At 45.6% G+C, this 25,624-nt stretch carries 20 protein-coding genes and 1 tRNA gene; 10 read left to right on the plus strand and 11 right to left on the minus strand.

Annotated elements, in window-relative coordinates:
• The first annotated feature begins 87 nt into the window (after window positions 1-87).
• Window positions 88-1,464, plus strand: a complete 1,377-nt coding sequence (gene dgt, locus A8C56_RS01700; RefSeq protein ID WP_067751207.1) for a dGTP triphosphohydrolase — start codon at window positions 88-90, stop codon at window positions 1,462-1,464.
• 58 nt (window positions 1,465-1,522) lie between these two features.
• On the opposite strand, the gene A8C56_RS01705 is transcribed toward dgt, so the two are convergent.
• Together A8C56_RS01705 and A8C56_RS01710 are read right to left on the minus strand one after the other, a co-directional pair.
• A complete protein-coding gene (locus A8C56_RS01705; protein WP_067751209.1) occupies window positions 1,523-1,846 on the minus strand; it encodes an MmcQ/YjbR family DNA-binding protein in 324 nt (107 codons plus the stop codon).
• 6 nt (window positions 1,847-1,852) lie between these two features.
• Window positions 1,853-2,419 carry a hypothetical protein gene (locus A8C56_RS01710; protein ID WP_067751212.1) on the minus strand — a complete coding sequence of 189 codons (567 nt, stop codon included), beginning with the start codon at window positions 2,417-2,419 and terminating at the stop codon, window positions 1,853-1,855.
• A gap of 462 nt (window positions 2,420-2,881) precedes the next feature.
• Here A8C56_RS01710 and A8C56_RS24280 point away from each other — a divergent pair, with 462 nt between their 5' ends.
• The 6 genes from A8C56_RS24280 (at window position 2,882) to A8C56_RS01745 (ending at window position 11,577) form a co-directional block, all read left to right on the plus strand.
• Complete coding sequence (locus A8C56_RS24280) at window positions 2,882-3,094, plus strand: hypothetical protein (RefSeq protein ID WP_157097834.1); 213 nt, start codon at window positions 2,882-2,884, stop codon at window positions 3,092-3,094.
• A 220-nt stretch (window positions 3,095-3,314) separates the two neighbouring features.
• Entirely contained in the window at window positions 3,315-5,600 is a 2,286-nt protein-coding gene (locus A8C56_RS01720; protein WP_067751217.1) for a TonB-dependent receptor, read from the plus strand.
• Window positions 5,601-5,639: 39 nt separating this feature from the next.
• Entirely contained in the window at window positions 5,640-7,235 is a 1,596-nt protein-coding gene (locus A8C56_RS01725) for a PepSY domain-containing protein (protein ID WP_071609311.1), read from the plus strand.
• Between the two features lie 1,163 nt (window positions 7,236-8,398).
• Complete coding sequence (locus A8C56_RS01735) at window positions 8,399-8,848, plus strand: MarR family winged helix-turn-helix transcriptional regulator (RefSeq protein WP_067751224.1); 450 nt, start codon at window positions 8,399-8,401, stop codon at window positions 8,846-8,848.
• A gap of 69 nt (window positions 8,849-8,917) precedes the next feature.
• Window positions 8,918-10,516 (plus strand): DHA2 family efflux MFS transporter permease subunit, encoded by a 1,599-nt coding sequence (locus A8C56_RS01740; protein ID WP_067751226.1) that lies wholly within the window; start codon window positions 8,918-8,920, stop codon window positions 10,514-10,516.
• 227 nt (window positions 10,517-10,743) lie between these two features.
• The gene (locus A8C56_RS01745) at window positions 10,744-11,577 is read left to right on the plus strand and encodes a class I SAM-dependent methyltransferase (RefSeq protein ID WP_067751229.1); all 834 of its coding nucleotides are present in this window, start codon (window positions 10,744-10,746) and stop codon (window positions 11,575-11,577) included.
• 70 nt (window positions 11,578-11,647) lie between these two features.
• Here A8C56_RS01745 and A8C56_RS01750 read toward each other — a convergent pair.
• Together A8C56_RS01750 and secA are read right to left on the minus strand one after the other, a co-directional pair.
• Window positions 11,648-11,720 (minus strand) — tRNA-Thr (locus tag A8C56_RS01750).
• Between the two features lie 866 nt (window positions 11,721-12,586).
• Window positions 12,587-15,910, minus strand: a complete 3,324-nt coding sequence (gene secA / locus A8C56_RS01755) for a preprotein translocase subunit SecA (RefSeq protein ID WP_067751232.1) — start codon at window positions 15,908-15,910, stop codon at window positions 12,587-12,589.
• 283 nt (window positions 15,911-16,193) lie between these two features.
• Here secA and A8C56_RS01760 point away from each other — a divergent pair, with 283 nt between their 5' ends.
• Window positions 16,194-17,099 (plus strand): lysylphosphatidylglycerol synthase transmembrane domain-containing protein, encoded by a 906-nt coding sequence (locus tag A8C56_RS01760; protein WP_067751234.1) that lies wholly within the window; start codon window positions 16,194-16,196, stop codon window positions 17,097-17,099.
• Window positions 17,100-17,117: 18 nt separating this feature from the next.
• Complete coding sequence (locus tag A8C56_RS01765) at window positions 17,118-19,079, plus strand: LTA synthase family protein (RefSeq protein ID WP_067751237.1); 1,962 nt, start codon at window positions 17,118-17,120, stop codon at window positions 19,077-19,079.
• Between the two features lie 87 nt (window positions 19,080-19,166).
• Here the strand turns inward: A8C56_RS01765 and A8C56_RS01770 are convergent, their stop codons facing one another.
• The 7 genes from A8C56_RS01770 to A8C56_RS01800 all read right to left on the minus strand — a co-directional run bounded on the left by A8C56_RS01770 (window position 19,167) and on the right by A8C56_RS01800 (window position 24,728).
• Window positions 19,167-20,912 carry a glycosyltransferase family 39 protein gene (locus A8C56_RS01770; RefSeq protein ID WP_084489926.1) on the minus strand — a complete coding sequence of 582 codons (1,746 nt, stop codon included), beginning with the start codon at window positions 20,910-20,912 and terminating at the stop codon, window positions 19,167-19,169.
• Window positions 20,913-21,019: 107 nt separating this feature from the next.
• Window positions 21,020-21,409: a DUF1634 domain-containing protein gene (locus A8C56_RS01775; RefSeq protein WP_067751239.1), complete on the minus strand. Its 390-nt coding sequence runs from the start codon at window positions 21,407-21,409 to the stop codon at window positions 21,020-21,022.
• A gap of 5 nt (window positions 21,410-21,414) precedes the next feature.
• Window positions 21,415-22,251 (minus strand): sulfite exporter TauE/SafE family protein, encoded by an 837-nt coding sequence (locus A8C56_RS01780; protein ID WP_067751243.1) that lies wholly within the window; start codon window positions 22,249-22,251, stop codon window positions 21,415-21,417.
• 112 nt (window positions 22,252-22,363) lie between these two features.
• Window positions 22,364-23,254, minus strand: a complete 891-nt coding sequence (fabD, locus tag A8C56_RS01785; RefSeq protein ID WP_067751245.1) for an ACP S-malonyltransferase — start codon at window positions 23,252-23,254, stop codon at window positions 22,364-22,366.
• 21 nt (window positions 23,255-23,275) lie between these two features.
• Entirely contained in the window at window positions 23,276-23,872 is a 597-nt protein-coding gene (folE, locus tag A8C56_RS01790) for a GTP cyclohydrolase I FolE (protein ID WP_067751247.1), read from the minus strand.
• A 17-nt stretch (window positions 23,873-23,889) separates the two neighbouring features.
• Window positions 23,890-24,297 carry a 6-pyruvoyl trahydropterin synthase family protein gene (locus tag A8C56_RS01795; protein WP_067751250.1) on the minus strand — a complete coding sequence of 136 codons (408 nt, stop codon included), beginning with the start codon at window positions 24,295-24,297 and terminating at the stop codon, window positions 23,890-23,892.
• A 23-nt stretch (window positions 24,298-24,320) separates the two neighbouring features.
• Window positions 24,321-24,728: a 6-pyruvoyl trahydropterin synthase family protein gene (locus tag A8C56_RS01800; RefSeq protein WP_067751252.1), complete on the minus strand. Its 408-nt coding sequence runs from the start codon at window positions 24,726-24,728 to the stop codon at window positions 24,321-24,323.
• A gap of 206 nt (window positions 24,729-24,934) precedes the next feature.
• Between A8C56_RS01800 and mqnB the strand changes: the two genes are divergently transcribed.
• The gene (gene mqnB, locus A8C56_RS01805; RefSeq protein WP_067751254.1) at window positions 24,935-25,579 is read left to right on the plus strand and encodes a futalosine hydrolase; all 645 of its coding nucleotides are present in this window, start codon (window positions 24,935-24,937) and stop codon (window positions 25,577-25,579) included.
• The last annotated feature ends 45 nt before the right edge of the window (window positions 25,580-25,624 follow it).

The raw sequence follows: 25,624 nt of genomic DNA on the forward strand, positions 1-25,624 counted from the left end.
GCAGCCAAAAAGAAATACATTTGCCGGCAATGCAGCGCCACCGGTTTTATAAAGGCGCCTTGCAGGACTAAATTTGCAGGTATGATAATGACATGGAATAATTGCTTTTCCTCAAAAAGATACGGTATCAGCAGCGCTTCGGTGGATACCCGTAGCGAGTTTGAAAGGGATTGGGACCGGATCATTTTTTCAAGCCCTTTCAGAAGGCTGCAGAATAAGACGCAGGTTTTTCCATTGCCGGAAGAGATCTTTGTGCATAACCGCCTTACCCATTCACTGGAGGTAGCCAGTGTGGGGCGTTCGCTGGGCGGGCTTATAGGAGAACGGCTAAGCGGGTTACCGGAAGTAAAAGAACAGGAGGCTTCGGAGATTTTCTATAAGAATGACCTTAAATATGTAATAGCCGCTGCCTGTCTGGCGCACGACCTGGGCAACCCGGCCTTTGGGCATTCCGGTGAAGAAGCTATTTCAAAATACTTTAAAAAAAGAGATACGGCAAAAGAAGAAGATCAGGCGTTTAAAAGCCTCTTCAGTACAGCAGAATGGAAAGATCTGACCAGTTTTGAAGGCAACGCCAATGCGCTGCGCATTTTAACGATGAAGCAGAATGGCCGCTCCAGGGGCGGCTTCCGGCTTACCTACAGCACGCTGGGCTCTATTATAAAATACCCCTGTGAATCGCTGGCATCGGTAAAAAAAGGAGCAATACACCTGAAAAAATACGGATACTTTAAAATTGATGAAGCGGTATTCCATGAGGTAACACAGGCTTTAAATATGATCCCGGATGAAAAAGCGCCCCTTGTAGTTTATAAGCGCCATCCGTTTGTATTTATTGTGGAAGCCGCAGATGATATCTGCTATAATATTATTGATTTTGAAGATGCGCACCGGCTGGGTATCCTGAGCTATGAGGAGGTGTGCAGCAGCTTTCTTTCCATCATTGAGCAGCAACCGGGGGAAGATATCAGCAGGGTTAAAGCAATTGCTGATCAGCTAAGAGACGATGCCAATGAATCCATTGCCTACCTGCGGGCAAAAGCTATCGGGGTGCTGATCCATAAATGCACGGAAGTATTCTGGGAGCACCGTACAGCCATACTGTCGGGAGACTTTGATAAGAGCCTTATCAATGCTATTCCTGAACTGGAAGCCCCTTTAAAAACGATCGCAGAGATATCCGTACAAAAGATCTATAATGCCCGGAAAGTAGTAGAGCTGGAAATTGCCGGTTTCCGCATCATGTCCGGATTGGTAGAAGATTTTGTTACCGCTGCTTTAACACCCCGGAATGAACGGGAAAAAGAGCATAATAAGCTGCTGGAGCTGTTGCCGCAGCAGTTTGTATTTGATGAGGATGAGCGCCCCTATGTTAAAGTAATGCATATCCTGGATTTTATTTCCGGGATGACCGATGTATACGCCCTTAAGCTGTACCGCAAGCTCAGGGGAATTGAAATATAGTGCAGGAGCGGTTTTGATTGCCCGGGTAGCAGGCAACGGAAGCCGGATTAAAGACCTGCTATTTCTTTTGTTTTACAATAGCTGTATAGGCAGTGTATAAAGCCTCCCATACCAGTTCTGGTTTTACATGATCCAGTATAAAGGTAGTGGCGCCTTTCTCACCCCACTTATTGGGAACGGAATAAATATTTTTCCGGTCCATTTTACAGAACAGCTTTTGCTCTTCCGGTGTTAAGAAAATATTGGCGGTATTATCCTTTGCAAGGTAAGTAGCAAACATACGCCGGCCGGTAACCTTAAAGCCGGTCCGTTCAAAGTGCGGTTGCTGTTCCGTACCGGGAAAGGAGAGGGCCATCTCTGTAAATAACTTTTCGCTCATCATAAAATCTTATATAAAATAATGACGGAATATATAAGTGATTTCATACACGATAAACAGGATGACCAATAAATACTGGAACCGGATATGGTTATACCGGATACCCAGCAAACATAATAGAATATGCACGCTGTTGCGGACAGGATATTCCCAGTGCAGTGTATGAAAATAGTCTTTCCCTTTCAGCAGCGTATCAGCAAAGTCCATAATAAAAATAACGATCAGAAAGGAAAAGAACCATTGCTTTCTTGAAAAGAAATAGTCTTTGTAGCTTTTGTATTCGCTGATGGAATCCGGGAAGATCAACACGCATAATACATAATACATAGCAGTGTATGCGATCAGGAACAGGTATTCCAGGAAGTTCCAGGAGCCAACTACTTTTAAACGGGCTTCCCACCACCAGAAGTGGATGATTAAAAGAAATGCATAAAACACCCATAAAAGGTGCAGTGGATAGGGCTTAAGCAGTTTATTATGATCGATCAGCTTGACCGCATTTTTCAATAGCTGGGCTATACTGAACCCCAGTATAATGCTGATCATTGTTCTTACATGTGTAAATGTTTCTTCCATAGCGGCGGTGGTTTAGGACAATCTGTTGCAAAACGAATTTATTCATTTTAAAATTAAATCCCCAACTTTTTGAAGATGGCGCCGGTGGAAACTATTCTGCCCAATCAGAACACAAATATGATTCTGTATTTTCAGAATAGATACAAGTAGCACCGTTTGGTCGCTTATTCGTGTTACGATAGCCGGGACGTGGCATTGTAAATGAATCCTTTTAATAACCCAGCCCAGTAAAAATAAATTAATGCATCCGCCTTAAAGTATTTGCAGTTTTAAAATGTTCCGTTGTATATTTGCCTTGTTGTGCAGAAGGTATTCTCAACAATATTTTTCATTGTTTTTCTGGCGCAGTCTTTCAGCCAGGGCTTTTATTATCTGGACTACATTTTCCGAAAAAAAGCATATATCGAAAAATGTATCAATAAAAGCCGGCCCATGCTGCATTGTGACGGAAAATGCCTGCTCATGAAGAAAATCCAGGAGCAGGAAAAAAACGAGCAAAAGCAGGCGCCGGAACTAAAAATAGCGAAACAGGAAATTGTTTCACTGCAGCCTTCTTTTACGCTTACATTTTCTCACCCGTTAGCTGCCAATACACGCAGCTATTGTACTGTGCGCGCAGGCACACCCGTTAAACGTTCCTACGCCATTTTTCATCCCCCTTGCTCCCTGTCATAAATCCCTTTTTTTAACGAAGTAAGATACATCAGGCATGCATGTCTGATACTGTGCGTCATTAAACAAACGGAGGTTCAATGTTAAGGGTGCCTGCACCTGTATCGATTACTCTTATAGTGATGTAAGGAACAGGCATTCCCCTGTTTTATCCTTTATTTTAATAAGATGGCTTAACCCCTTCTGGAAGGGCTTAGGGCCACCTGTCAAACTTGTATATTCCATGCTCCGGATTTATATATTGTGCGTTGCCCTGCTTGCAACTGCTGCAGCATACGGGCAACAGTTATTGAAAGGAACTGTATTTGATGCTGATACAAAAGAGCCGTTGGCCGATGCTACTATCCATGCCGGTGGGCACAGCTTCCGGTCAGACGCAAAAGGCGTGTTTTATCTTCCTGCCGGCGGGGCTGAGCTGGACGTAAGCTGTGCCGGTTATGTCAGCCGGCATTTGCCGGCCGGCCAGTTATCCATCGGACTGAAAAAAAGAGTAGATGACATGGAAGAGGTGATCGTAAGCGGCAACCGTACTGCCCAAAAACGCAGGGAAGCCCCGGTAGCCATTACCAGCATCAGCAAACAGGTAATGGATGATACCAGGCCCCAGCGTATGGACCAGCTGCTGAATAAGGTAAGCGGTGTGTTTATGGTGAGCCTGGGAAATGAGCAGCATGAGATGAGCATCCGCCAGCCTATGACCACCAAGAGCCTTTTTCTTTATATGGAAGATGGTGTGCCCATCCGCACCACGGGTGTGTATAATCATAATGCCCTCCTGGAAATGAACCTGACAGCAGCCCGGTCTGTGGAAGTGATCCGGGGACCTTCTTCTGCGCTATATGGCGCAGAAGCAATAGGGGGAGCTGTGAATGTGATTACGCAGGCAGCGCCCGCTTTTACCAATGGCACAATCAGCCTTCAGATAAATAATGCCGGCTATAAGCGGGCAGATCTGCAGGCAGGTACTTCAGTAGGAAAATGGGGGTTTCTCCTGAGCGGTTATTATGCAGATAAAACCAACGGACCTGTGGAGTTCAGCGATTTTCATAAAACAGCATTGACGCTGCGCAGCGACTACCGGCCCAATGAGCAGACCAGCTGGACGAATACCATTTCGCTGGTTGATTATTACAGTGATATGACGGGTGCTTTGGACAGCATCCGGTTTGCGCGTAAAGATTATAGTTCCTTACAAACCTTTACCTACCGGAAGGTGACTGCGCTCAGGTATAAATCGATGCTTACACAGAACTGGAATGCCAATAGCAGCACCAATGTTTCGCTGCTTTACCGGAACAATGCAACCGGCCAGAATCCTTCTTATGCAATATCCAGCACTTCCGATCCCCAAAAATTCAAAGGGCAGATCAATGATAATTCGTTCCGCACGTATGCCCTCTTTGCCACGCACAGCCAAAAATTCAAATGGCTGCAAAGCCGTATAGTGGCGGGCGGCAGTATTGATTTCAGCCCGCAGGGATACTATGCAAAATTTATCTCGGTCAATAAAGACCCCGTTACAGGAAAGTATGCCAGCTATACGGCACCGGCAACGGATTCTTTTTTGAGCAACTATCACACCGGTATACTGAACATGGCCGGCTACCTGGATTATGAATTGAATCCCTTCGACAGGTTGAAACTGGTGCTGGCGCTGCGTTATGATGCATTTAAATATTATTTTATTAATGACCTTCCTGCTTCCACCAGCGTAAGCACCGCTTCTACTGTCAATTCTTTTGCACGGGTAACGCCCAAGCTCGGCTTTACCTATAATTTTAAAGGAGTGGGGTTCTATGCCAATTACAGCCAGGGCTATGTGCCTCCGCAGCTTACGGATCTGTACAGCAGCGTAAAAGAAGCGCCTTACCTGCTACCGCAGACATTTTTTAATTATGAAGCGGGCGGATGGGCTTCGCTGTTGCGCAGCAAGCTGTATCTGGACTGGAGCCTGTACCGGCTGGACGGAGCTAATGAGATCATATCTGTACGGCAAACGGACAATTCCTATATCAATGAAAATGCCGGGTCAACACGCCATACAGGTATTGAATACGGCATTACCTACAGGCCCTGCGCCGACCTGTCCATCCGCTTTAGCGGTACCAATGCAAAGCACACATTTATAAAAAATCTTGTAAGGGGAGTTGATTACAGCGGAAAAGAAATGAGCGGGGCACCGCGTTTTACCGGTAACGCAGAAGTGAGCTATAAGCCGGCTTTTGTAAAAGGTCTGCGGGCAAGCATTGAATGGCAGCACCAGGGACGTTATTTTATGGACGACCTGGATAAGGAACGCTATGAAGGCTTTGATGTGATCAATTGCAGGGCCGGCTATCAACTGAAAAATTTTGAGGTTTGGGTAAACGTTTTGAATGCCACCAACCGGTATTATGCTGTTTATGCCTCAAAGAACGCTACCTCCGGTGGTAATGCCGCTTACAGTTATAACCTGGGCGACCCAAGAGAAATTACGCTGGGTGTTGCGTATCATTTCGGGCATCAGTAACGGCTGCTGCTTTTATTCAATCAAATTTAAAAATCAGCAATGCGAAAGAAAATATATAAATGGCACAGAACCCTTTCTTTGATTATTTCCATACCGGTGATCCTTTGGGCCTGCAGTGGTTTTATGCATCCGCTCATGACCAATATTCGGCCCCGGATAGCTACCCAAATGTATGAAGCGCCGCACATCGATAGCGGACAACTGCAAATGGCACTTAACCGGGCATTGGCAATGAACGGGATCCGTTCTTTTAATAATATTCATATTGTGCAGATGGGGGGACAGCAGTTTTACCAGGTGCTTATCGACTCAGCGCACCAGGATATCCGCTATATCAGCACGGTCTCGGGGCGGTTGCTTGCGGACGGGGATCGGTTATATGCGCAGTTCCTGGCACGACGGTTCCTTAGCGGGAACGGGCAAAATAAAACTTTGCCTGAAACAGAGGCCGCATCGGATCAGGATTGTTGTATAAGAGCCGCTTTGAATATCAGGAACAGCCCCGGGGCAAAGATCATAGCCGTAGAAAAGATAACCGGCTTTAAAGGGGCATATAAATACATTAACCGGTTGCTGCCGGTATATAAAGTGTCCTTTGACCGGGGTGATGGCATCCGCATTTATGTGGAAACTGCCGGGAGCCGGTTTGCTTATGCTGTAGATGACCGGAGGGCGGCCTTTGACCGGTTCTTTGGATGGTTCCATACCTGGGAATGGATGGACGCGCTGGGCACGGTAAAATACTTTATTATGGTGCTTATTACGGGGATCGCATTGCTGACAACGCTGATGGGGCTGTATATTTTTTGCATCACCAAAACAAAAAAGCCGGGTAATCCGCTGTTAAAGGCGAGGCGCAACCACCGGTACACATCGCTGGTCGCCTCTTTGTTTACACTGATGTTTGCCTTTAGCGGCGGCTTTCATGCCCTGGAAAATGGTTTGTCAAAGAAACAATTGCCGTCAGCCTTTTCCCCGCAGTTTGCTGCATCAGCCATCGACCTCAACGTTGCCCGGCTGGATTCGCTGACAGGCCATAGTGGTATCGGGGAATTATCCCTTTGCACAATCAATAACCACAACTACTGGCAGGTGCAGCTCTGTAAAAAACAACAGGATATGGAGCAGCAGGCAGATCTGATGAAAAGCATGGAAGTTCACCCGGCGCCCCTGCTGTATGTGGATGCGGAAAACGGGCAGTTGTTACAGGACGGCGACCGCTTATATGCACAATACCTGGCGCAGGCCTTTCATACAGAACGCACAGGCGTCATCCGTTCTGCTACCCTGGTCACAAAGTTTACGGATGAATATAATTTTATTAATAAACGCCTGCCGGTATGGAAGGTCAGCTACAATACAAAGGATCATAAACGTTTTTACATTGAAACGAAAACGGGAGTGCTTGCGGCCTGTATACGGGATAAGGATCTTGTAGAAGGCTATAGTTTTGCGTTATTGCATAAGCATCATTTTATGGATTGGGGCGGTAAAACCACCCGCGATATCAGTACGATGTTTGGTGCGGGAATGCAGATCGCAATGGTGGTCATCGGCATGGTGCTATACTGGCGGGCCCGGAAAAAAAAGCGCGTTCATCCAAAAAGTTTTCCTGCCGGTCATGATCAGAAATAGACGGATTTATGCATTTGAAACCTGGTGTTATGTATAATGTGTAGGGCAATATTGCCTGCAGATTCGCTGAACAGCGCAGAATGATTTGATCATCCGCGTAATTCAGCCCAACACTTGGCATCTTACAAATACATGTATTTAGCCAAAAAAAAATAATATAAGGAAGAGATATTCATAGAATGTTTGTACATTCGCAACAATGTTGCAAATTTAAAATTCTGTTACGGGAAACCGCAACAGTTTGAACATGAAGCATTATAAAGATCGTTTCCAGGGTCAGTTACAGATCCCTGCTGCGTTTTGCTGGTGTTGAGTACTACAACGTATGCAGTCCGGGGCAACAGCATGTATGAAAATACATGTGCGTTGCCCCTTTTTTATCTGTTTACAGATAGTATTTATTACTCAATATTTTTCTTAAGGTCTGCGAATAGGTAAATGCCTGAAGAGAGTTAAGATTAATTTACCAGGAGAGCGAAAAAGCGAAATAGCGGCTATTTTATTAGGAATGGGTCGCTTGCTGCCCGGCTCAAATTTAAGCACCTGGATACCAAAAACCCGGATGCTTTCCAGATCCTGGCGCGGGCGGAGTCATTAATAAATCCCTGTTTTTAATCATATATTGATACATTAAATAACAGCGCATTGCAGAGCAACAGAATCCCATGTATGACGGAACAGGATCATCGCCTGGATTTTATTGCAACAAAAACGCCGATGCTATACAAAAACAAAAAAGATGCGATACTGATAATTACAGGTGTCATAATAATAAATGTTAGTTCATTTGTTTAATGGAAGCCAAATTCCAGGCCAAAAATCAATAGAACATTCAAAAAAAATACCCACAGACCGCTTTTTATGATTGTGAGGGAGTTATACTTTTTAAACTGATGTAATAAGATGCAAAGCCGGATTGCATGTATCATTCCGGCCGGAACCGGGGCGGTTTCTTTGTTTCCCGGCACTCCTCTTCTGTTACCGGCCGGCAGCGGCTGTACCGGGAGAGTGGTATAAGTATATACAGATCCGACAGATTGAGAAGGTCAGCGGGGCGAGCCGGAAGATACATCCTGGTAAAAGTGTTTCAGTTAATCCTGCTGATGGATCAATTGGTTAAGATATTAACTATTTATATCTTAACTTTAAGGAAAAAATAGTTTATGACAGACACGGACCCGACAGAAGCGACCAGAAGATTTGTACATGCCCTGCTTGAGCTGCGCGACTATCTGCGCCAGTTTATGCAAAAAAAGTTCCGGGCGCATAATATTGATCTTACCTATGAAATGCACCAGATAATGGCCAGCCTGTGGAAAAAAGACGGCGTTAATCAGCAGGATCTGGCAAATCTTACCTTAAAGGATAAAGCCAGCATGACCTACCTTATTGATAATCTGACAAAGAGGGAACTGGTTTTTCGGAAAGAGGACCCCCGGGACCGCAGAAATAAACTGGTGTACCTTACCCCCAAAGGCAAACGGCTTGGGCACAAGGTAGAGCCGTGGGTAAATGAGCTCTTTGAAATTGTGGCAACGGGATTTAAGCCGGCTGATATGGAGCATTATACCCGTATTGTAGAAGAAATGCGGGATAACATACGCCGGGAATAATTTTTTATAGATAAATAGTTAAATGCTTGACTGTATATAACATTACTAATAAATAAAAAATAACCACAAATGGCTAATCCAATACATACTGATCCCAATTCGCTGGTAGAATATGGCGCCCGCAGGGTTATTGTTACCATCACGGCAGTAATTTGTGCCTTGCTGCAGCTGATCGATACAACTATTGTAAATGTAGCTTTACCAACAATGCAGGGAAACCTCGGTGCCTCTTTAACGGAAATTACCTGGGTAATTACGGCGTATGCTATTGCAAATGTTATCCTGATGCCGATGACCAGCTGGCTGAGCCATCAGTTCGGAAGAAGAAATTACTTTGCTGTTTCCATCATGCTTTTCACGATCGCATCGTGGCTTTGTGCCAATGCAGGCAGTATTGAAGAGATGATCATCTTCCGCTTTATACAGGGCATTGGCGGCGGTGCCCTGCTGGTAACGTCACAAACAATTATTACGGAAAGCTACCCGCCTGAAAAACGCCCTATGGCGCAGGTTATTTATGTATTGGGGGTGATCATCGGCCCCACTATAGGCCCGGCTTTAGGAGGCTATATCGTTGACAATTTTCACTGGTCCTATATCTTTTATATCAATATACCCATTGGAATAATTGCCACCCTGCTTACGCTCCAGTTTGTCAAAAGCCCGCACTATAGCCAGAAAAGCAGGCTGAGGGACATTGACTGGCTCGGTATTTTTTTGTTGATCGTATCAGTAGGCTCGTTGCAGTTTATCCTGGAGAAAGGGCAGGAAGCCGATTGGTTCGAAAGCTCGCTGATCACCTCCCTTTCTGTTATTTGTGTTTTTGGCTTTTATTTCTTTATCTGGAGAGAGCTGACCTGTAAAAAACCGATCGTTAACCTGCGGGTGCTCAATAACCGGAATTTGTCAGTAGGATGTGTCTTTGCTTTTGTGCTGGGTTTTGGATTATTCGGATCTACTTTTATCATCCCGCTTTATACGCAATCCATTATGCGATGGACCGCTTTGCAGGCCGGGATGCTCATGATGCCCAGCACAATATTCACGGCCATTATGATGCCGTTCGTGGGGCAGCTGATGCAACGGGGCGTATCTACCCGGTTGCTGGTGAGTATTGGAATGCTGATCTTCTTTATTTATAGTTTAATGGCGTATAAAATATTAACGCCGGATACAGGGAGCAGCAGCTTTTTCTGGATCCTCGTAATCAGGGGCGTTGGGCTGGGATTTCTTTCTGTACCTATTACCACAATGGCACTGTCTACGTTGAGCGGTTCGCAGATCGGAGAGGGCGCCGCGCTTTCAGGAATGATGCGGCAGTTGGGCGGGTCCTTTGGAGTGGCCATTATTTCAACTTATCTCACCCGGGATATACAAGCACATCGCAATGATCTGATCAGTCATCTGAGCACCGATAATAGTATGCTGCAGCAGCGTGTACAAATGCTGACACGCAGTTTTCAGGGCAAAGGCATGGCACCCAATCTTGCCTATAATACTACCCTGAAATTGCTGGATGGAATGGTAAATACCCAATCCACAATACTGTCATATATGGATATATTCCTTATTGTAGGGATCATGTTCCTGGTGTGCATTCCATTTGTTATTATCTTTATAAGGGAATCCGGAACCCTGCAGGATACGGCGCACCTGGTAGGGGAATAGGAACTGTATAGAGGGATCATGAACTATGGGTTTTGATCAATGTCCTGATCCGCACACCAGTCCCTGTTCAGCATGTTTTTGTTGTTTTTATAAACGGTAACAACTGAAAGCGGGAATGTGAGCAAAGCTGTTTTTCCTATTCTGATCCTGCTGTGATTATAAAATTTTTAGGATGTCACGCTTGTCTCTTCCGGGAGTATGTGTTATCGTGCATCAACCAACTGCCCATGAATAAAGGAGAAGGGAGTAAAACAGCCGTTGCTGCGGCGATGTTGCGCGCAGCGCACCAATTGTTGGATGGTCCGCATAAACTGCTTGCAGACCCGGTTGTTCTGCGGTTATTGGGTACTGAAGCTATTGAATGGATTCTTGCTAATCAGCAATACTATTTCCTCCCGGGCATCCTGGCTATGCGGACACATATTGTATTAAGAAGCCGGTATGCTGAAGATTGTCTGAAGGTTGCCTGTAAGGAAGGCATCCGGCAATACCTGATCCTGGGCGCCGGACTGGATACTTTTGCTTTCCGGCAACCTGACTGGGCAAAAGAATTGCAGATTATTGAAGCAGATCATCCCGCCAGTCAACAGAACAAGAAGGAAAGACTGGATAAAGCCGCACTATCCATGCCTTCCAACCTTCATTTCCTGGAAACAGACCTGGAGAGTCTGGAATTGCAGCTTGCTTTAAACAGCCCCCTTATTGACTATCATAAGCCGGTTTTTGTTGCCTGCCTGGGTGTACTCATCTATCTGAGCCCGCAAAGCATTGCCAATCTTTTTCGCTGGGCAGGGGGTCTTCCACAGGGAAGTCAGCTGGTATTTACCGCTTCATTTAATACGGAGAGCCGGAACTCCCTGTTGGCTGATAAAGCTGCCAAAGCCGGTGAACCATGGATCAGTTATTTTTCAATGCCGGAACTGGAAGCCCGTCTTATTGAATGTGGCTTTGATCATATAGAATTGCTCACACCCGCAATAGCAGAAGAACAGTATTTTAAGGGAGCCCACCTTGTATTGCCACCGCCCCGGAGAACGAGTATTGTAAAAGCGGTTATTTAGGTGAAAGCAGATTTCTTTTGGTAAAGAATGCTTTTTGTCAGGGGGGCAAATGGCTATCTGATAATTTTTGAGCCAACCATGGGACTCGAACCCACGACCTGCTATTTACGAAACAGCTGCTCTACCAACTAAGCTAGGCTGGCTTTCCTGATAAGAAAGTGCAAAATTAATAGAAGTTGCTGAACCTTTTTGTTCAGATGGGCAACATTTTTTTAGTTTTATTGTGCGATCATTAACTTATGATCCGGGTTCACGATCGGCTGCCAGTGCAACTGATGCTATATTTTTCCTTGTTTTTTGAAACAGGCCGCTCCTGCGGAGCTCCGTCGCTTTTGGGCGATTTTTACCAATAGGCTGCCCCTGCGGGGCGGAATGGTGCAATAAGGCATAAGAAGAAGTTTAATGTGAAGCTGCTTCTGTCGTTTTTAACCTTGAGCATTTACACCCTGGAGGCAGGTGTTGCTGTATAATACGATAGTGAAATTCATTACAGGCCAATAAAAAAGGGTTGCATTTCTGCGGGAAACTTTTGGTCTGATTAAAATGTCATTTTCGTGTAATGCAAGCGGTACAACCAGCAATATGTGGCCGATCTGCCGGCAACCAGCAACGATCCATATCGCTTACTCCTGTTTTTTTTTGACTCGGGGCTGCTTCGGAATGATGTTTTTATCAATAGGTAGCCCCATCGGAGTGCTATATAGGTAGCATATGGATAAAATTTAATACTTCAGCCCCGGAGGGGCGATCTGTAATGGACATATTCAATTAAACAGTAGCCGCTATGTAACAGAAATCGTTTTGATAACGGTTCACATGGCATTGTGCTGCTATATGTGCATTGGCGGCCCTGAGCGCTTTTTTCTGAATCTGTTCAATAAGAACGGCAGTTACGGGAAATCAGGTTGCCGGCCTTTTGTAAAGCCAATCCTTTATCGGGCCAACGGATTGAACGGAATTTCTCCCAATAAAAAATCCCCACCGTTTTAAAGTGGGGATTCAATCTGTTCTATTCAAACCGGCCGTGGCAGTTCTTATATTTTTTACCGCTGCCGCAGGGACAGGGGTCGTTCCGGCCTACTTTTGGCCCTACCCGTATCGGTTCCTGCTTCACCGGCGGCTGCGCCGGATCGAAGTAATCCTTTTCGTTGGCGGCATAATCCTCACCGGCTGCTTCTATATCCTCTTTGTTTACCCGCATCTTGCTGAGGTCCGTCTTTTGTGCACGCCCTTCTTTAATACTGGGCGCTTCTTCCTGCGCAGGGAGGTTGGCCTGGGTAAGAAAGGAGATAATGTCTTTGTTTAAATTAGTGATCATGTTGTTAAACAACTGGAAGGCTTCTACCTTATAGATCACCAGCGGGTCTTTCTGTTCCAGGTAGGCAGTCTGCACACTTTGCTTCAGGTCGTCCATGGCCCGTAAATGCTCCTTCCAGGCATCATCAATTACCGCAAGGGTAATAGATTTTTCCATGCTGGATACCAGTTCCCGGCCTTCAGTGGTAATGGTCTTATCCAGCGGCGCTAGCACGTTAATTGCTTTACGCCCATCCGTAAAGGGCACAATTACGTTTTCAATATGACCGCCCTGCGTATTGCGGATGTTCTGGAACACAGGCACAGCCTGGCTTTGAATACTTTTATTATGATCGTTGTAACGGGCCAGCGCTTCCTCGTACAGCTTATCGGCCAGCCTGCTGGCTTCTGTAGTACGGAATTCTTCTTCGTTAACAGAAGTGTCCATCCCAAAATTTACAATACAGGCCAGCTTGAATCCTTCAAAATCGTCCTGTTCTTTAAAGGAGCTGCAAAGGCTTTCTGCCACAATTGAAAATGCGTTATCAATATCCAGTGATAGGCGGTCTCCAAATAAGGCGTGGTTCCGTTTCTCATAAATAGCGTTACGCTGCTTATTCATAACGTCATCATATTCCAGCAAACGTTTACGGATGCCAAAGTTGTTTTCTTCCACCTTCTTTTGTGCCCGCTGAATGCTGTTGCTGATCATGCTGTGCTGGATCACATCTCCTTCTTTATAACCCAGCTTATCCATCATGCCGGCAATACGCTCACTTCCGAACATGCGCATCAGGTCGTCTTCCAGCGATACAAAGAACAGGGAGCTACCCGGGTCGCCCTGGCGGCCGGCCCGTCCGCGCAACTGGCGGTCTACACGGCGGCTTTCATGGCGTTCTGTGCCAATAATGGCCAAACCACCGGCTTCTTTTACACCGGGCCCCAGTTTGATATCGGTACCGCGGCCCGCCATGTTAGTAGCAATGGTTACCGCACCGGCCAGTCCGGCTTCTGCCACGATCTCTGCTTCACGGGCATGCTGTTTGGCATTTAATACGTTGTGGGGTATTTTCTTTTGCTGCAGCATGCGGCTCAGCAATTCACTGATCTCAACGGAAGTGGTACCCACCAGCACCGGGCGGCCTTCACCGCGCAGCTTTTCAATTTCATCAATAACCGCTTTATATTTCTCCCGTTTGGTCTTATACACCAGGTCCTGCAGGTCCTTACGGATCACCGGAACATTGGTAGGAATGGTAACCACGTCCAGCTTATAGATGCTCCACAATTCTGAGGCTTCTGTTTCTGCCGTACCGGTCATCCCTGCCAGTTTGTGGTACATCCTGAAATAGTTCTGCAGGGTAATGGTGGCATAGGTTTGGGTAGCGGCTTCGATCTTCACGTTTTCTTTTGCTTCCAGTGCCTGGTGCAATCCGTCAGAGTAGCGGCGACCTTCCATAATACGCCCGGTCTGCTCATCAACAATCTTGATGGCACCGTCAACGATCACATATTCATCATCCTTCTGAAAGAGCGCGTATGCTTTTAACAGTTGCTGCACAGAATGGATCCGGTCTGCTTTTTGAGAATAATCATTCAGCAGGGCCTCTTTTTGCTTTAATTTTTCTTCGGAGGAAGCATCGCTTTTTTCTACATCGGCTAAAGCCGCGCCAATATCCGGCAGTACGAAGAAGTCGGCATCTTCTCCCACCTTTGTGATCATGGTAAGGCCCTTTTCAGTAAGGTCTACTGAATTGGTTTTTTCATCGATCTTAAAGAGCAGGTCTTCATCCACGATCTTCATGTTCCGCTCCTGTTCCTGCAGGTAATAGTTCTCTGCTTTTTGCATTTTTACCTTTACCCCCGGCTCGCTTAAGAATTTGATCAGCGGGCTGTACTTGGGCAGCCCCCTGTAAGCGCGGTATAAATGCAGGCCTCCTGTTTTTGGATCGTCTTCGCCTTTTTCAAAAAGCCGTTTTGCTTCGTTCAGGTTGTTACGGACAATACGCTCCTGTTCGCGATACAATTGTTCTACGCGGGGTTTATGGATATGGTATTGCTGCTCATCCGCATGATCAACAGGGCCACTGATGATCAATGGGGTACGGGCATCATCGATCAACACACTGTCTACCTCATCCACCATGGCATAATGATGTTTGCGCTGCACCATTTCAGAGGCATTATGCACCATATTGTCCCGCAGGTAATCAAAACCAAATTCATTATTGGTTCCATAGGTTATATCTGCCATATAGGCGTTGCGTCGCTCGGCGCTGTTCGGTTGGTGCTTATCAATGCAATCAACCCGCAGACCCAGCCACTCAAATATGGGACCGTTCCATTCCTGGTCACGACGGGCGAGATAATCGTTTACCGTTACAATATGTACGCCTTCGCCGGCCAGTGCATTCAGGTAAGCGGGCAGGGTGGACACAAGGGTTTTTCCTTCCCCGGTGGCCATTTCGGCAATTTTACCGGAATGCAGCACTGCACCACCGATCAACTGTACATCATAATGCACCATATTCCAGGTGATCTGGGCGCCGGCAGCGGTCCAGCTGTTTTTATAAATGGCATTTTCTCCGTCAATGGTAATATAAGTTGCTTTTTTTGCCAGCTCATGATCCAGTTCCGTTGCTTTTGAAACCAGCTCTGCATTACCGGCAAAACGGCGGGCAGTTTCCTTTACTACCGCAAAGGCTTCCGGAAGAATTTCATCCAGCACTTTTTCGATCTCTTTATCCCGGTCTTTTTTCAGCTCATCCACCTGTTTGTAAATGGCGTCTTTCTGCAGCAGCTCTTCATGCGGCAATTCGTCGGCCTGCTGGTTCAGCGCGGCAATTTTATTATCAATTTCTGTAAGCTGGTCATTGATGCGCTTCCGGAACTCCAGGGTCTTATTACGCAGTTCATCATTGCTAAGTGATTGATAATTAGCGAAATTTTTGTTAATTTGTTCAATGACAGGTGCAAGCTTTTTTACATCCTTTTCAGATTTACTGCCACCGAACATTTTTGATAAGAAACCAAACATATCTTTTGTATCTGTTTTTATAAAAGTTGTAGATCGTCAAAAATAATGCTATAAGCACTTTAAGCCATTTTGACAGAAGGGCAAAGATAAGAAAGTTTAAGGTTGGGGCAATAAGGAGAAGCGAGTGGGAAATAGTCAGTAGCAAGTAGGGGTGTCTTTGTTGATGGTCAATGGTCAGGACTGAAAACTGCTTACTGACAACTGATTACCCGTTTCTCACCTTTCAAATCTCCTGTCTCAATTCCCGATTCTCAATCAACTATCCTAAGTTTGCATCTGAGTTATGGATAGAAAAAGGGCCTGGAATATTTTAAAACCGATACTGAAAGTCGGGTTTACTGCCCTGGCCCTGTGGCTGGTATATACCAAGGTCGACTTGGCTGTTTTAAAACGGTTATGGGCAGAAGCGAACGGATGGTACCTGGTGCCAGCTGTAGTGTCATTTGTAATTTGTCAGGTAATAACATCTATAAGACTGCTGAATTTTTTCCGGAATATCGGGTTGCCCATTTCGGTAAAGTCTAATTTCCGGCTGTTTTTGCTGGGCATGTTCTATAATCTTTTTTTGCCCGGCGGTATCGGTGGTGATGGGTATAAAATTATTGCGCTAAAGCAGCGGTACGCTTTTACCACCCATAAAGAGGTTTTTTCTGCTGTGTTCTTTGACCGGCTCAGCGGTTTATGGGGATTGAGCTGGCTGTTGGCCGTTTTCAGTCTTTCAATGCCACAGGTGCAGCAATACAGCCGTTGGGTGCTGCTGGCTTTTGTTGCGGGCACGATCATTTATTACTGGGTGCTGCGCCGGTTTTTTAAAAAGATCAGCCAGCGCTTTATCATTACACACCTGCTGGCCATTTGTGCGCAGTCGCTGCAACTGGTTACCGTGGCATTTATTTTAGCCGCCCTGGGTTGTACAACCAGCTATTGGCCTTATTTTGCTATTTTTTTGCTATCGTCTTTGGCATCGCTATTCCCTTTTAGCATTGGCGGGCTGGGAGCAAGGGAAGTAGCCATTGTTTGGGGGGCGGCTACCTTTGGTTTGGATAAAGATCTGGCGGTTTCGGTAAGCCTGAGTTTTTACCTGATCACCATGGCGATGGCACTTACTGCTGTTCCTGTCCTGTTCCGCAAAGAACGCAGAACGCCCGCCGGCAAGAACGGCCAGGCTGAGCAAGCAGCAGCTACCTGATTTAATTTGTTTATAGGTATGACCAGGAAAAAAACTACGGTTCAATGGGGTTATTATGCGGTGTTTTTATACCGTATGGCAATTGTGCTGCTTTTACTTTTTATATGCAGGCTGCTGTTTTATTTTCTGAACAGGGGGTTGTTTCCTGATATTGCCGGCAGTGATTGGCTAAAGATCCTGAAGGGCGGGTTGTTATTTGATATAGCGGCACTTTTTTATTTCAATGGTCTGATGATTTTTTTAATGACGATTCCTGTGCCGTATGCGGTGAGAGCTAATAAAGGCTACCAGCAAACCATAAAGTGGATTTTTTATATTACAAACGGCATTGCTGTTTTTTTAAACTGTGTTGATTTTATTTATTACCGCTTTACGCTGAAAAGAACCACGGTTAGCGTGTTCAGCGAGTTTTCTCATGAGCAGAATAAGGGCGGCCTGGCTTTTCACTTCTTTATTGACTATTGGTTTGTGGTGCTGCTGTTTGTGGCGCTCATAGCGCTGATGGTTTTTCTTTATAACCGTGTTGTGATCCGGCAAAGGCACTGGCCGCTTCCCAAAGCAGGATATTATATCACCGCTTCGCTGGTTTTTGCAGTTGCTGTTGTGCTGGCCATTGGCGGCATCCGTGGAGGCTACCGGCACAGCACCCGCCCCATAACGGTAACGGATGCTGGAGAGTATGTAAAACGGTCGCATGAAGTGTACCTGGTGTTAAATACCCCATTTGTATTTATCCGGACAATGGGAGTAACACCTTTAAAAGAAGTGCATTATTTCCCGGAAAATGAAGTGGCAAAGATCTATTCGCCTTTGCATTATCCGTCACAGGCAGACTCAGTGCCGTTTACCAAAAAAAATGTGGTCATCATTATACTGGAAAGTTTTGGAAAGGAAGCCACAGGCTTTTATAACAAAGACCTGGACAGGGGAACCTACAAAGGGTTTACTCCGTTCCTGGATTCGCTGGCCTCCGTAAGCAAAATTTACTGGAACTCGTTTGCTAACGGCCGGAAATCCATTGATGCCATCCCTTCTATATTGTCAAGCATTCCCAGCGGGCAGGACCCGTTTGCATTAACCCCTTATGTTTCAGACAGTACACGAAGCCTGCCCCGGCTTTTGTCACAGGAAGGGTATCACACATCTTTTTTTCATGGCGCGGCCAACGGGTCAATGGGTTTTTTGTCCTATACAAAGATGATTGGTATTGAAAATTATTTTGGGAAAACGGAGTACAATAATGATGCGGATTATGATGGAATATGGGGCATCTGGGACGAGCCCTTTTTCCGTTTTTTTGAGCAGAAACTCAGCAGCTTTCCACAGCCCTTCTTTGCAAGCATTTTTTCGGTTTCTTCTCATGACCCTTTTAAAGTGCCTAAAAAGTACGAGGGCCGGTTTCAAAAAGGTCCGCTACCGGTATTGGAATGCATTGGCTATACCGATATGGCGCTGCAGCAGTTTTTTGCAAAGGCACAGCAGCAGCCCTGGTTTAAGAATACGCTGTTTGTGATATCTGCCGATCATGCCACGGTTACTTACCACCCGGAATACCAGAATGCCTGGGGCGATTATGCCATACCCATTATCCTGTACGCCCCGGGCGACAGCAGCTTCAGAGGCGTTGAGCAAGGGGTGATCCAGCAACTGGATATAATGCCCACGGTACTGGATTACCTGCACTATAAGAAACCTTACCTGGCTTACGGTGAAAGCGCATTGCACAGGACCGGACCGGGTTTTGCTTTTCAATACCTTGGAGGATACCGGTGGATCACCGGCCCTTACCTGATGTTCTTTGACGGTAATAAAACAACGGGGCTGTATAATTACCCAACCGACCGGCTGCTGCAAAAAGACCTTGTGAGGGATTCTGCACAGGTGGCGGCAGGTATGGAACAAAAACTGAAAGCTTTTATCCAGCAATACAATAACCGTATTATCCGGAACCAGCTGATTGCGCCCGCAATACAACCTTAAGCTGCTGTTATACGATAGTGAAATTCATTACAGGCCAATAAAAAAGGGTTGCATTTTTGCGGGAAACTTTTTGGTCTGATTAAAATGTCATTTCCGTATAACCTGAACTCCGTAAAAATTGCTGGCAAAATTGCCGGGGATAAAACCGTTGACAACAGAAAATAATAACCGGTATTTTCCTGGTTTTTCCGGGGCTTTGACAGGGATTTTAATAACCGCGCTGTCTCCCGGTGCCAGGGTCTTCCGGGGCAATGGAAAACGCGTATCGGAATTAATGAAATTATATTTTTCTATAAGAAAGGCATAGTCGATGGAAAGCGCTGTGTCCAATACAATGGGAGTGGTTCCTTTATTGATCACGGCTATGGATAAGGTTACAGGCTGGCTGGCGGGCATTGTTTTAGGCGTATTAAGCAGGTGGATCCTTAACGCATTTACGGGAGTATAATGTTCTACAGGCAACAAACGGCCTGTGTTGTACTTGGTATCTACAGGTATTCCCTGTCCGGGCGCTATAGCATTGCTCTGGGTATAATAGAAAACACGATGACCGTTAAGGAAATGATCATCCATAAGATTAAAATTGGTTTTGCGGTAACTTTTATCGTTGTAACCAATGGTCTGTGCATCCGGGTGGTAATATTTATAAAGCGAAGGGGCAGAGTAGGAGTTGGAAAAGACAACGGGTGTTGTTCCTGCCCGGGCATATACTTCATCCGCCCATAGTTTTGCATAGGAAAAGGAGCGGAAATGCTTAATAAGATTTGCGGGCCCGCTGGGGATCAGGAAAATGATCCTTGCCAGCAGGATCAGCACAATATTTATATAGGCTGTTTTTAAAAAAAGCTTCCTGAATTTTTCGGTTCCGTTAATAATGAGCGATAAGAACAGGGCTATATAGGAAATACCTGCAATCAGCGTCCAGTGTGGTTCCACCGTATTTTTAAAGGAAGAAAACAAGAAAAAGCCCAGTGTGCCTGCAAACATAAAAAGATGCGCGCGCATCAGCTTGTCTTTAATCTTCAGTTTAAACACGGATGCATAAAAGAGCAGCGAGATCAGGGGCCCCCAGATGAGTATCTGCCCAAGCAGGTAGTCAGTAGTAAAATTGATCCGGTACTGTTTGGCAATGCGCTCAATTAAATGAAAACGCAACGTAGGCCAGTCGTGCGTGTATTGCCAGTACAGGTGCGGAATAAAAAGCAGGATAACGATCAGCAGGATCAGCCAGCAATATTTGTTCAGTAATAGCCGGAGATTGGATAGTACCACAAAACCTACCAGCAGCACCCCGTGGTATTTGCTGTAAAACATCCCGGTAATGGCCAATGCCAGCCAGAAGCTGTTGCTGAAATTTTCTTTTGCCAAAAAATGTTTATAACGCCAGAAGAACAGCGCGGCAAAGAAAAACAAACAGGCATCCGGTGTGGTGATGAACGCATATACATTGAACACCAGTGTGGCGGCATAGAGAATAATGAACCATCGTAGCTGCTGCAGGTAAGCAGGCAGCCCTTTGTACACAAAGGCGATGGATAAAGTAGAGAGCAGCACTGTTCCCAGCCGGGTAAATAAAAAACCATGCCCCAGGCTTTCTCCCAGCCGGATGAACAGGGCCACCATGGGCGGGTGATCAAAATAACTCCATTGAATGTGCTGCGCAAGCATCCAGTAATAGGCTTCATCGCCGTCCAATCCCAGAAAGGCTGCCTGTAAAAGATTCAGCACCAGCCATACCAGCATAAACCCCACCAGGAGCTGGTTATCGTTTTGAATAGCTGTTTTGGGGATGGTGAGTCCCGTTGTTTTAAGAATACCCGCCCGCGCTGCCATGAAACACTTGTTGATTTCATACAAATTTACTGATAATTGCGCCTTCCGGGATAATGTTCAGGTTAAGGAATTATGGCGTATTTTAATTTTATGACCTGTATAAAATATTATCCGGCGTAGCCCAGGTAAATACTGGTGCCGATAATGCTAATCACTATGATGGTGATGGCTATATACAGGTAATCCTTTTCTGCCATAAATGAAAATAACGATAACACTAACCGCAGCGCAGGCGTCAGAAACAGAATAATAATACCGGCAAATATGATCGCCTGGCCGCTGCCTGCCTTTAGTCCATTAATGATTTCCCTGAACAGGGTTCCGAGACTTTTATCGTTTTCTTTGAACTGTTCATAATGTACAACATCGTGTCCATGCCTGCTTAAATAAAGAATGCCCCCAATACCGCCCACCGTTAAAGCCAGTAACACGCCGTAACGCAGCAGGTTGCCGATGATGGTTTGCAGGGTTTTATCAGAAAATGGAGTTTTTGCCATATCTTTTAAATTTTACCGGTGATGCCGTTATAGATCATGTTCAATGCCAGCAATAGAATAATGATGGAAAAGAAAAGGCGTAATTTTTTGGGGTTCGATTTTAACAGGATCCTGGAGCCCGTTATAGATCCGAATAAAACTCCGATCATAGTAGGCATACAGATAGCAGGCTGTATATAGCCTTTCTGCAGGTAAATAACCGTACTGGCGATAGCGGTTACGCCCATCATAAAATTGCTGGTAGTGGTGGATACCTTGAATGGTACCTTCATAATATTATCCATCGCAATGACTTTAAAGGCGCCGGAACCGATGCCTAACAGGCCGGACATCATACCAGCCAGCCCCATCATGCCAAAGCCGCCCCAAACATTTTTTGTTCCATAAGTTATTTTCTTTCCGTTCACATCCGGATAAGCGCCATACAGTTTTAACTTCTGTGCCATAGGGCTGGAGTTTTTTAAAAAATGCTCTTCTTTTTTTCGTAAGGAATTAACGGAGGAAAAGATCAGCGTCAGTCCAAAGAGGACGGCAATAAAAGACCCCGGTGCAATAGTGGAGATCAATGCTCCCGAAACGGCTCCCAGTGTTGTAGCGATCTCTAAAAAGATACCGAGCCGCATATTGGTTATACCTTCCCTTACATACGCCGCTGCAGAACCGGAGGAGGTAGCAATTACCGAAACCAGGGCCGTACCAATGGCATAATGAATGTCTACGCCCAGGCCAACAGTCAGGAGGGGAATGATAATAATGCCACCGCCAAGTCCTGATAAAGAGCCCACTAACCCTGCGCCAAAGGCGCCGATGAGCATAATCAATGTAAATACCAATACCGTCATATCACTTACAGGTCATTTATAGCCGATAGCTCATTCCGTAGGGCCGGCTGAATCATAGAAAGCAGAATGAATGATCGTCTGTTTTATAATATTCTACAAAAAAAATGGGGTTTTAACTAACCCCATCTACTTCAACTTCTTTATTTATTTTTTGTATCAGGCCCTGTAACACCTTGCCGGGCCCAGCTTCTGTAAACTTTGTGGCGCCGTTGGCAATCATTGCCTGTATGGTTTGTGTCCATTTAACGGCCCCGGTCAGCTGTGCGATCAGGTTGGCTTTTATTTCTTCCTTATCTACAACCGGTTTGGCCACTACGTTCTGATAAATGGGGCAGGCGGGCTGATGAAAGGAGGTCTTTTCAATCGCTTCCTGCAGCTCTTTTCTTGCCGGCTCCATCAGCGGGGAGTGGAAGGCTCCGCCTACGGATAAAACCAGGGCACGCTTTGCACCTGCTTCTTTCATCCGTACTACTGCGGCATCAACCCCCTTAACAGTGCCACTGATCACTAATTGCCCGGGGCAGTTATAGTTTGCCGGAACCACCACTTCGCCTGTTTCTTCCTGAATGGCTTTACAAAGCTCTTCCACCTTTTCATCGGGCAGGCCCAGGACGGCTGCCATCGTAGAAGGCTGCAGCTCGCAGGCCTTTTGCATGGCATTGGCCCGTACGGCCACCAGCCGTAATGCATCTTCAAACGCCAGTACGTTATTGGCAACCAGTGCGGAGAACTCTCCGAGACTGTGACCGGCTACCATATCCGGATTGTTATTTTCCATTGCCTTGTAGGCTACAATAGAATGCAGGAATACGGCGGGCTGTGTAACCTTTGTTTCCTTTAGCTCATCAGCAGTTCCTGTAAACAGGATATCAGAAATACGAAAGCCCAGTACTTCATTACCCTGCTCAAACAATTTTTTGGCAAAGGTGCTGTTTTCATAATGTTCTTTTCCCATTCCGGTATATTGCGACCCCTGTCCGGGGAATACCACTGCATGTTTCATATTCACTAATTTATTTTGGTTTTAACTTAAATGTGCGCTGATGAGCTTTAAGAACTCACTGCGCGTCGGATTTTTTTCAAACTCCCCGTAAAATGCGGAAGTGGTGGTTACCGAGTTCTGTTTCTGCACTCCCCGCATCATCATGCACAGGTGTTTGGCTTCAATAACTACTGCAACGCCCAGCGGGTTCAGTGTTTCCTTGATCGCGTTCATGATCTGTACCGTTAACCGTTCCTGTACCTGCAGGCGGTGTGAAAATACATCTACCACCCTCGCAATCTTGCTCAGTCCTGTGATCCATCCGTTGGGAATATAGGCCACATGGGCTCTGCCAAAAAAAGGCAGCATATGATGTTCGCAAAGACTGTACAGCTCAATATCCTTTACAATGATCATCTCGCTTACATCCTCATGGAATTTGGCAGAATTGATGATCTTGTGCGCATCTGAATGATACCCTTTTGTGAGCACCTGCATTGCTTTGGCCACACGTTCCGGCGTTTTTAGCAGGCCCTCCCGTTCTGCGTCTTCGCCCAGGTTCGTAATAATACTTTTATAATTTTCAATCAGTTTCTGAGTCACCGATTCGTCATACCGATCTTCATTTTTATAAGCCATGCTGTCAGTAATTTATTTTATGCCGGATATTCAACGAAGTTGCGGGGTGTTTCATATAAACGGATCTTCAGTTCCTGTTCTTTATTTATATGAGGCCGCAAGATATTATAAATAACAATTGCAATATTCTCGGCAGTCGGATTCAGGTTTTTGAATTCTTCTGTATCCAGGTTAAGGTTGCGGTGATCAAATTTTTCAAGCACGGTTCTGTTCACAAGCTCGCTCAATACCTTTAGATCCATTACAAAGCCGGTGGCCGGATCCACGTTACCGGTCACTTTTATTTCCAGCTCATAATTATGACCGTGGTAATGAGGCAGGGAGCATTTTCCGAAAACTTTTTCATTGGTAGCTGCATCCCACTCCGGGTTAAACAACCGGTGGGCCGCATTAAAATGTTCTCTCCTGAAAACGGATACTTTCATACTGGGTAAAGGTAAGGATAAACTTAACCAAAATATTCTACATAGATGCGGGGCGTTTCATAGAGCTTGATGCAGTGTAACTGCACATTAGGCGGCAGATGGGGCGTTAGCTCGTTCCAGATGCCAATGGCCAGGTTTTCTGTGCTGCACAGCTGATCTTTCATAAAACCTACATCCTCGTTCAGGTTCCGGTGATCCAGCTTTTCAATAATATGCTGCCTGATAATCCCGCTCAGTTTTTTTACATCATACACAAATCCTGTTTCGGGATCGGGCAGGCCTTTTACCGTAATATAAAGTTCATAGTTGTGTCCATGCCAGTTCTTATTGGCACATTTTCCGAAAACCTGCTCGTTTTCTTCTTCTGACCATTTGGGATTGAACAACTTATGAGCTGCATTAAAATGTTCTATTCTTGTAAGATATATCATAGAGGCTGCAAAATTATTAATTTTTAAGAAGACGCCTGATGAAATATTTGAATGCAGATTCTGTGCACATGCCCTATAAAATGCGGATCCGCCTGCTTCTTGCCCTGTGGATGCGCTCCTGTATGAGAATTCTTCCTTATTTAAACCGAAACTGTTCTCTGCCGGTATTAAAGTAATACCTTTGCAGTTCTTATTGTGTACAGGATATGGATTTATTGATCGTGGCGGCAACAAAACTGGAGATCCCTTCAGTAATACAGTTTTCAAAAAAGCAGGATCATGTTGATGTTCTGATAAGCGGCATAGGGGGAGTGGCTACAAGCTATGCGCTGACAAAAGCCCTTGCAAAAAAGAAATACGACCTGTTAATACAGGCAGGTATAGCAGGCAGCTTTTCAAAAGAAATGGCGCTGGGTACCACAGTTGTTGTTGGCGCGGATTGTTTTGGAGACCTGGGAGTGGTGGAAAATAAAGAACGCAAGTCTGTTTTTGATCTGCATCTGCTGCCTGCTGATAAAAAGCCCTTCAGTAACGGCTGGCTGGTAAACCCCCATAAACGTTTGTTAAAGGCTACCGGTTTAAAAACGGTCAGGTCGGTTACGGTAAATGAAATTTCTACAGATAAGCGGTCTATTGCTTATTTTGGTACCAAACTTGAAGCAGTAACAGAGTCGATGGAAGGGGCTGCTTTTCATTATGTGGCCTTGCAGGAAAAAGTGCCTTTCCTGCAGATCCGTTCCCTCTCTAACCGGGTAGGTGAGCGGAACAAAGCCCGATGGCAGATAAAGGAATCGGTGCTGGATCTGAATCAGACGGTTTTAAAACTGGTTCATGAAATACGCAACAAATAAAGAGCGCCTTTTTGATAGTTTTGAAAAGGCGGTTATAATAAAATT

The organism is Niabella ginsenosidivorans, assembly GCF_001654455.1.
Lineage (GTDB): Bacteria > Bacteroidota > Bacteroidia > Chitinophagales > Chitinophagaceae > Niabella > Niabella ginsenosidivorans.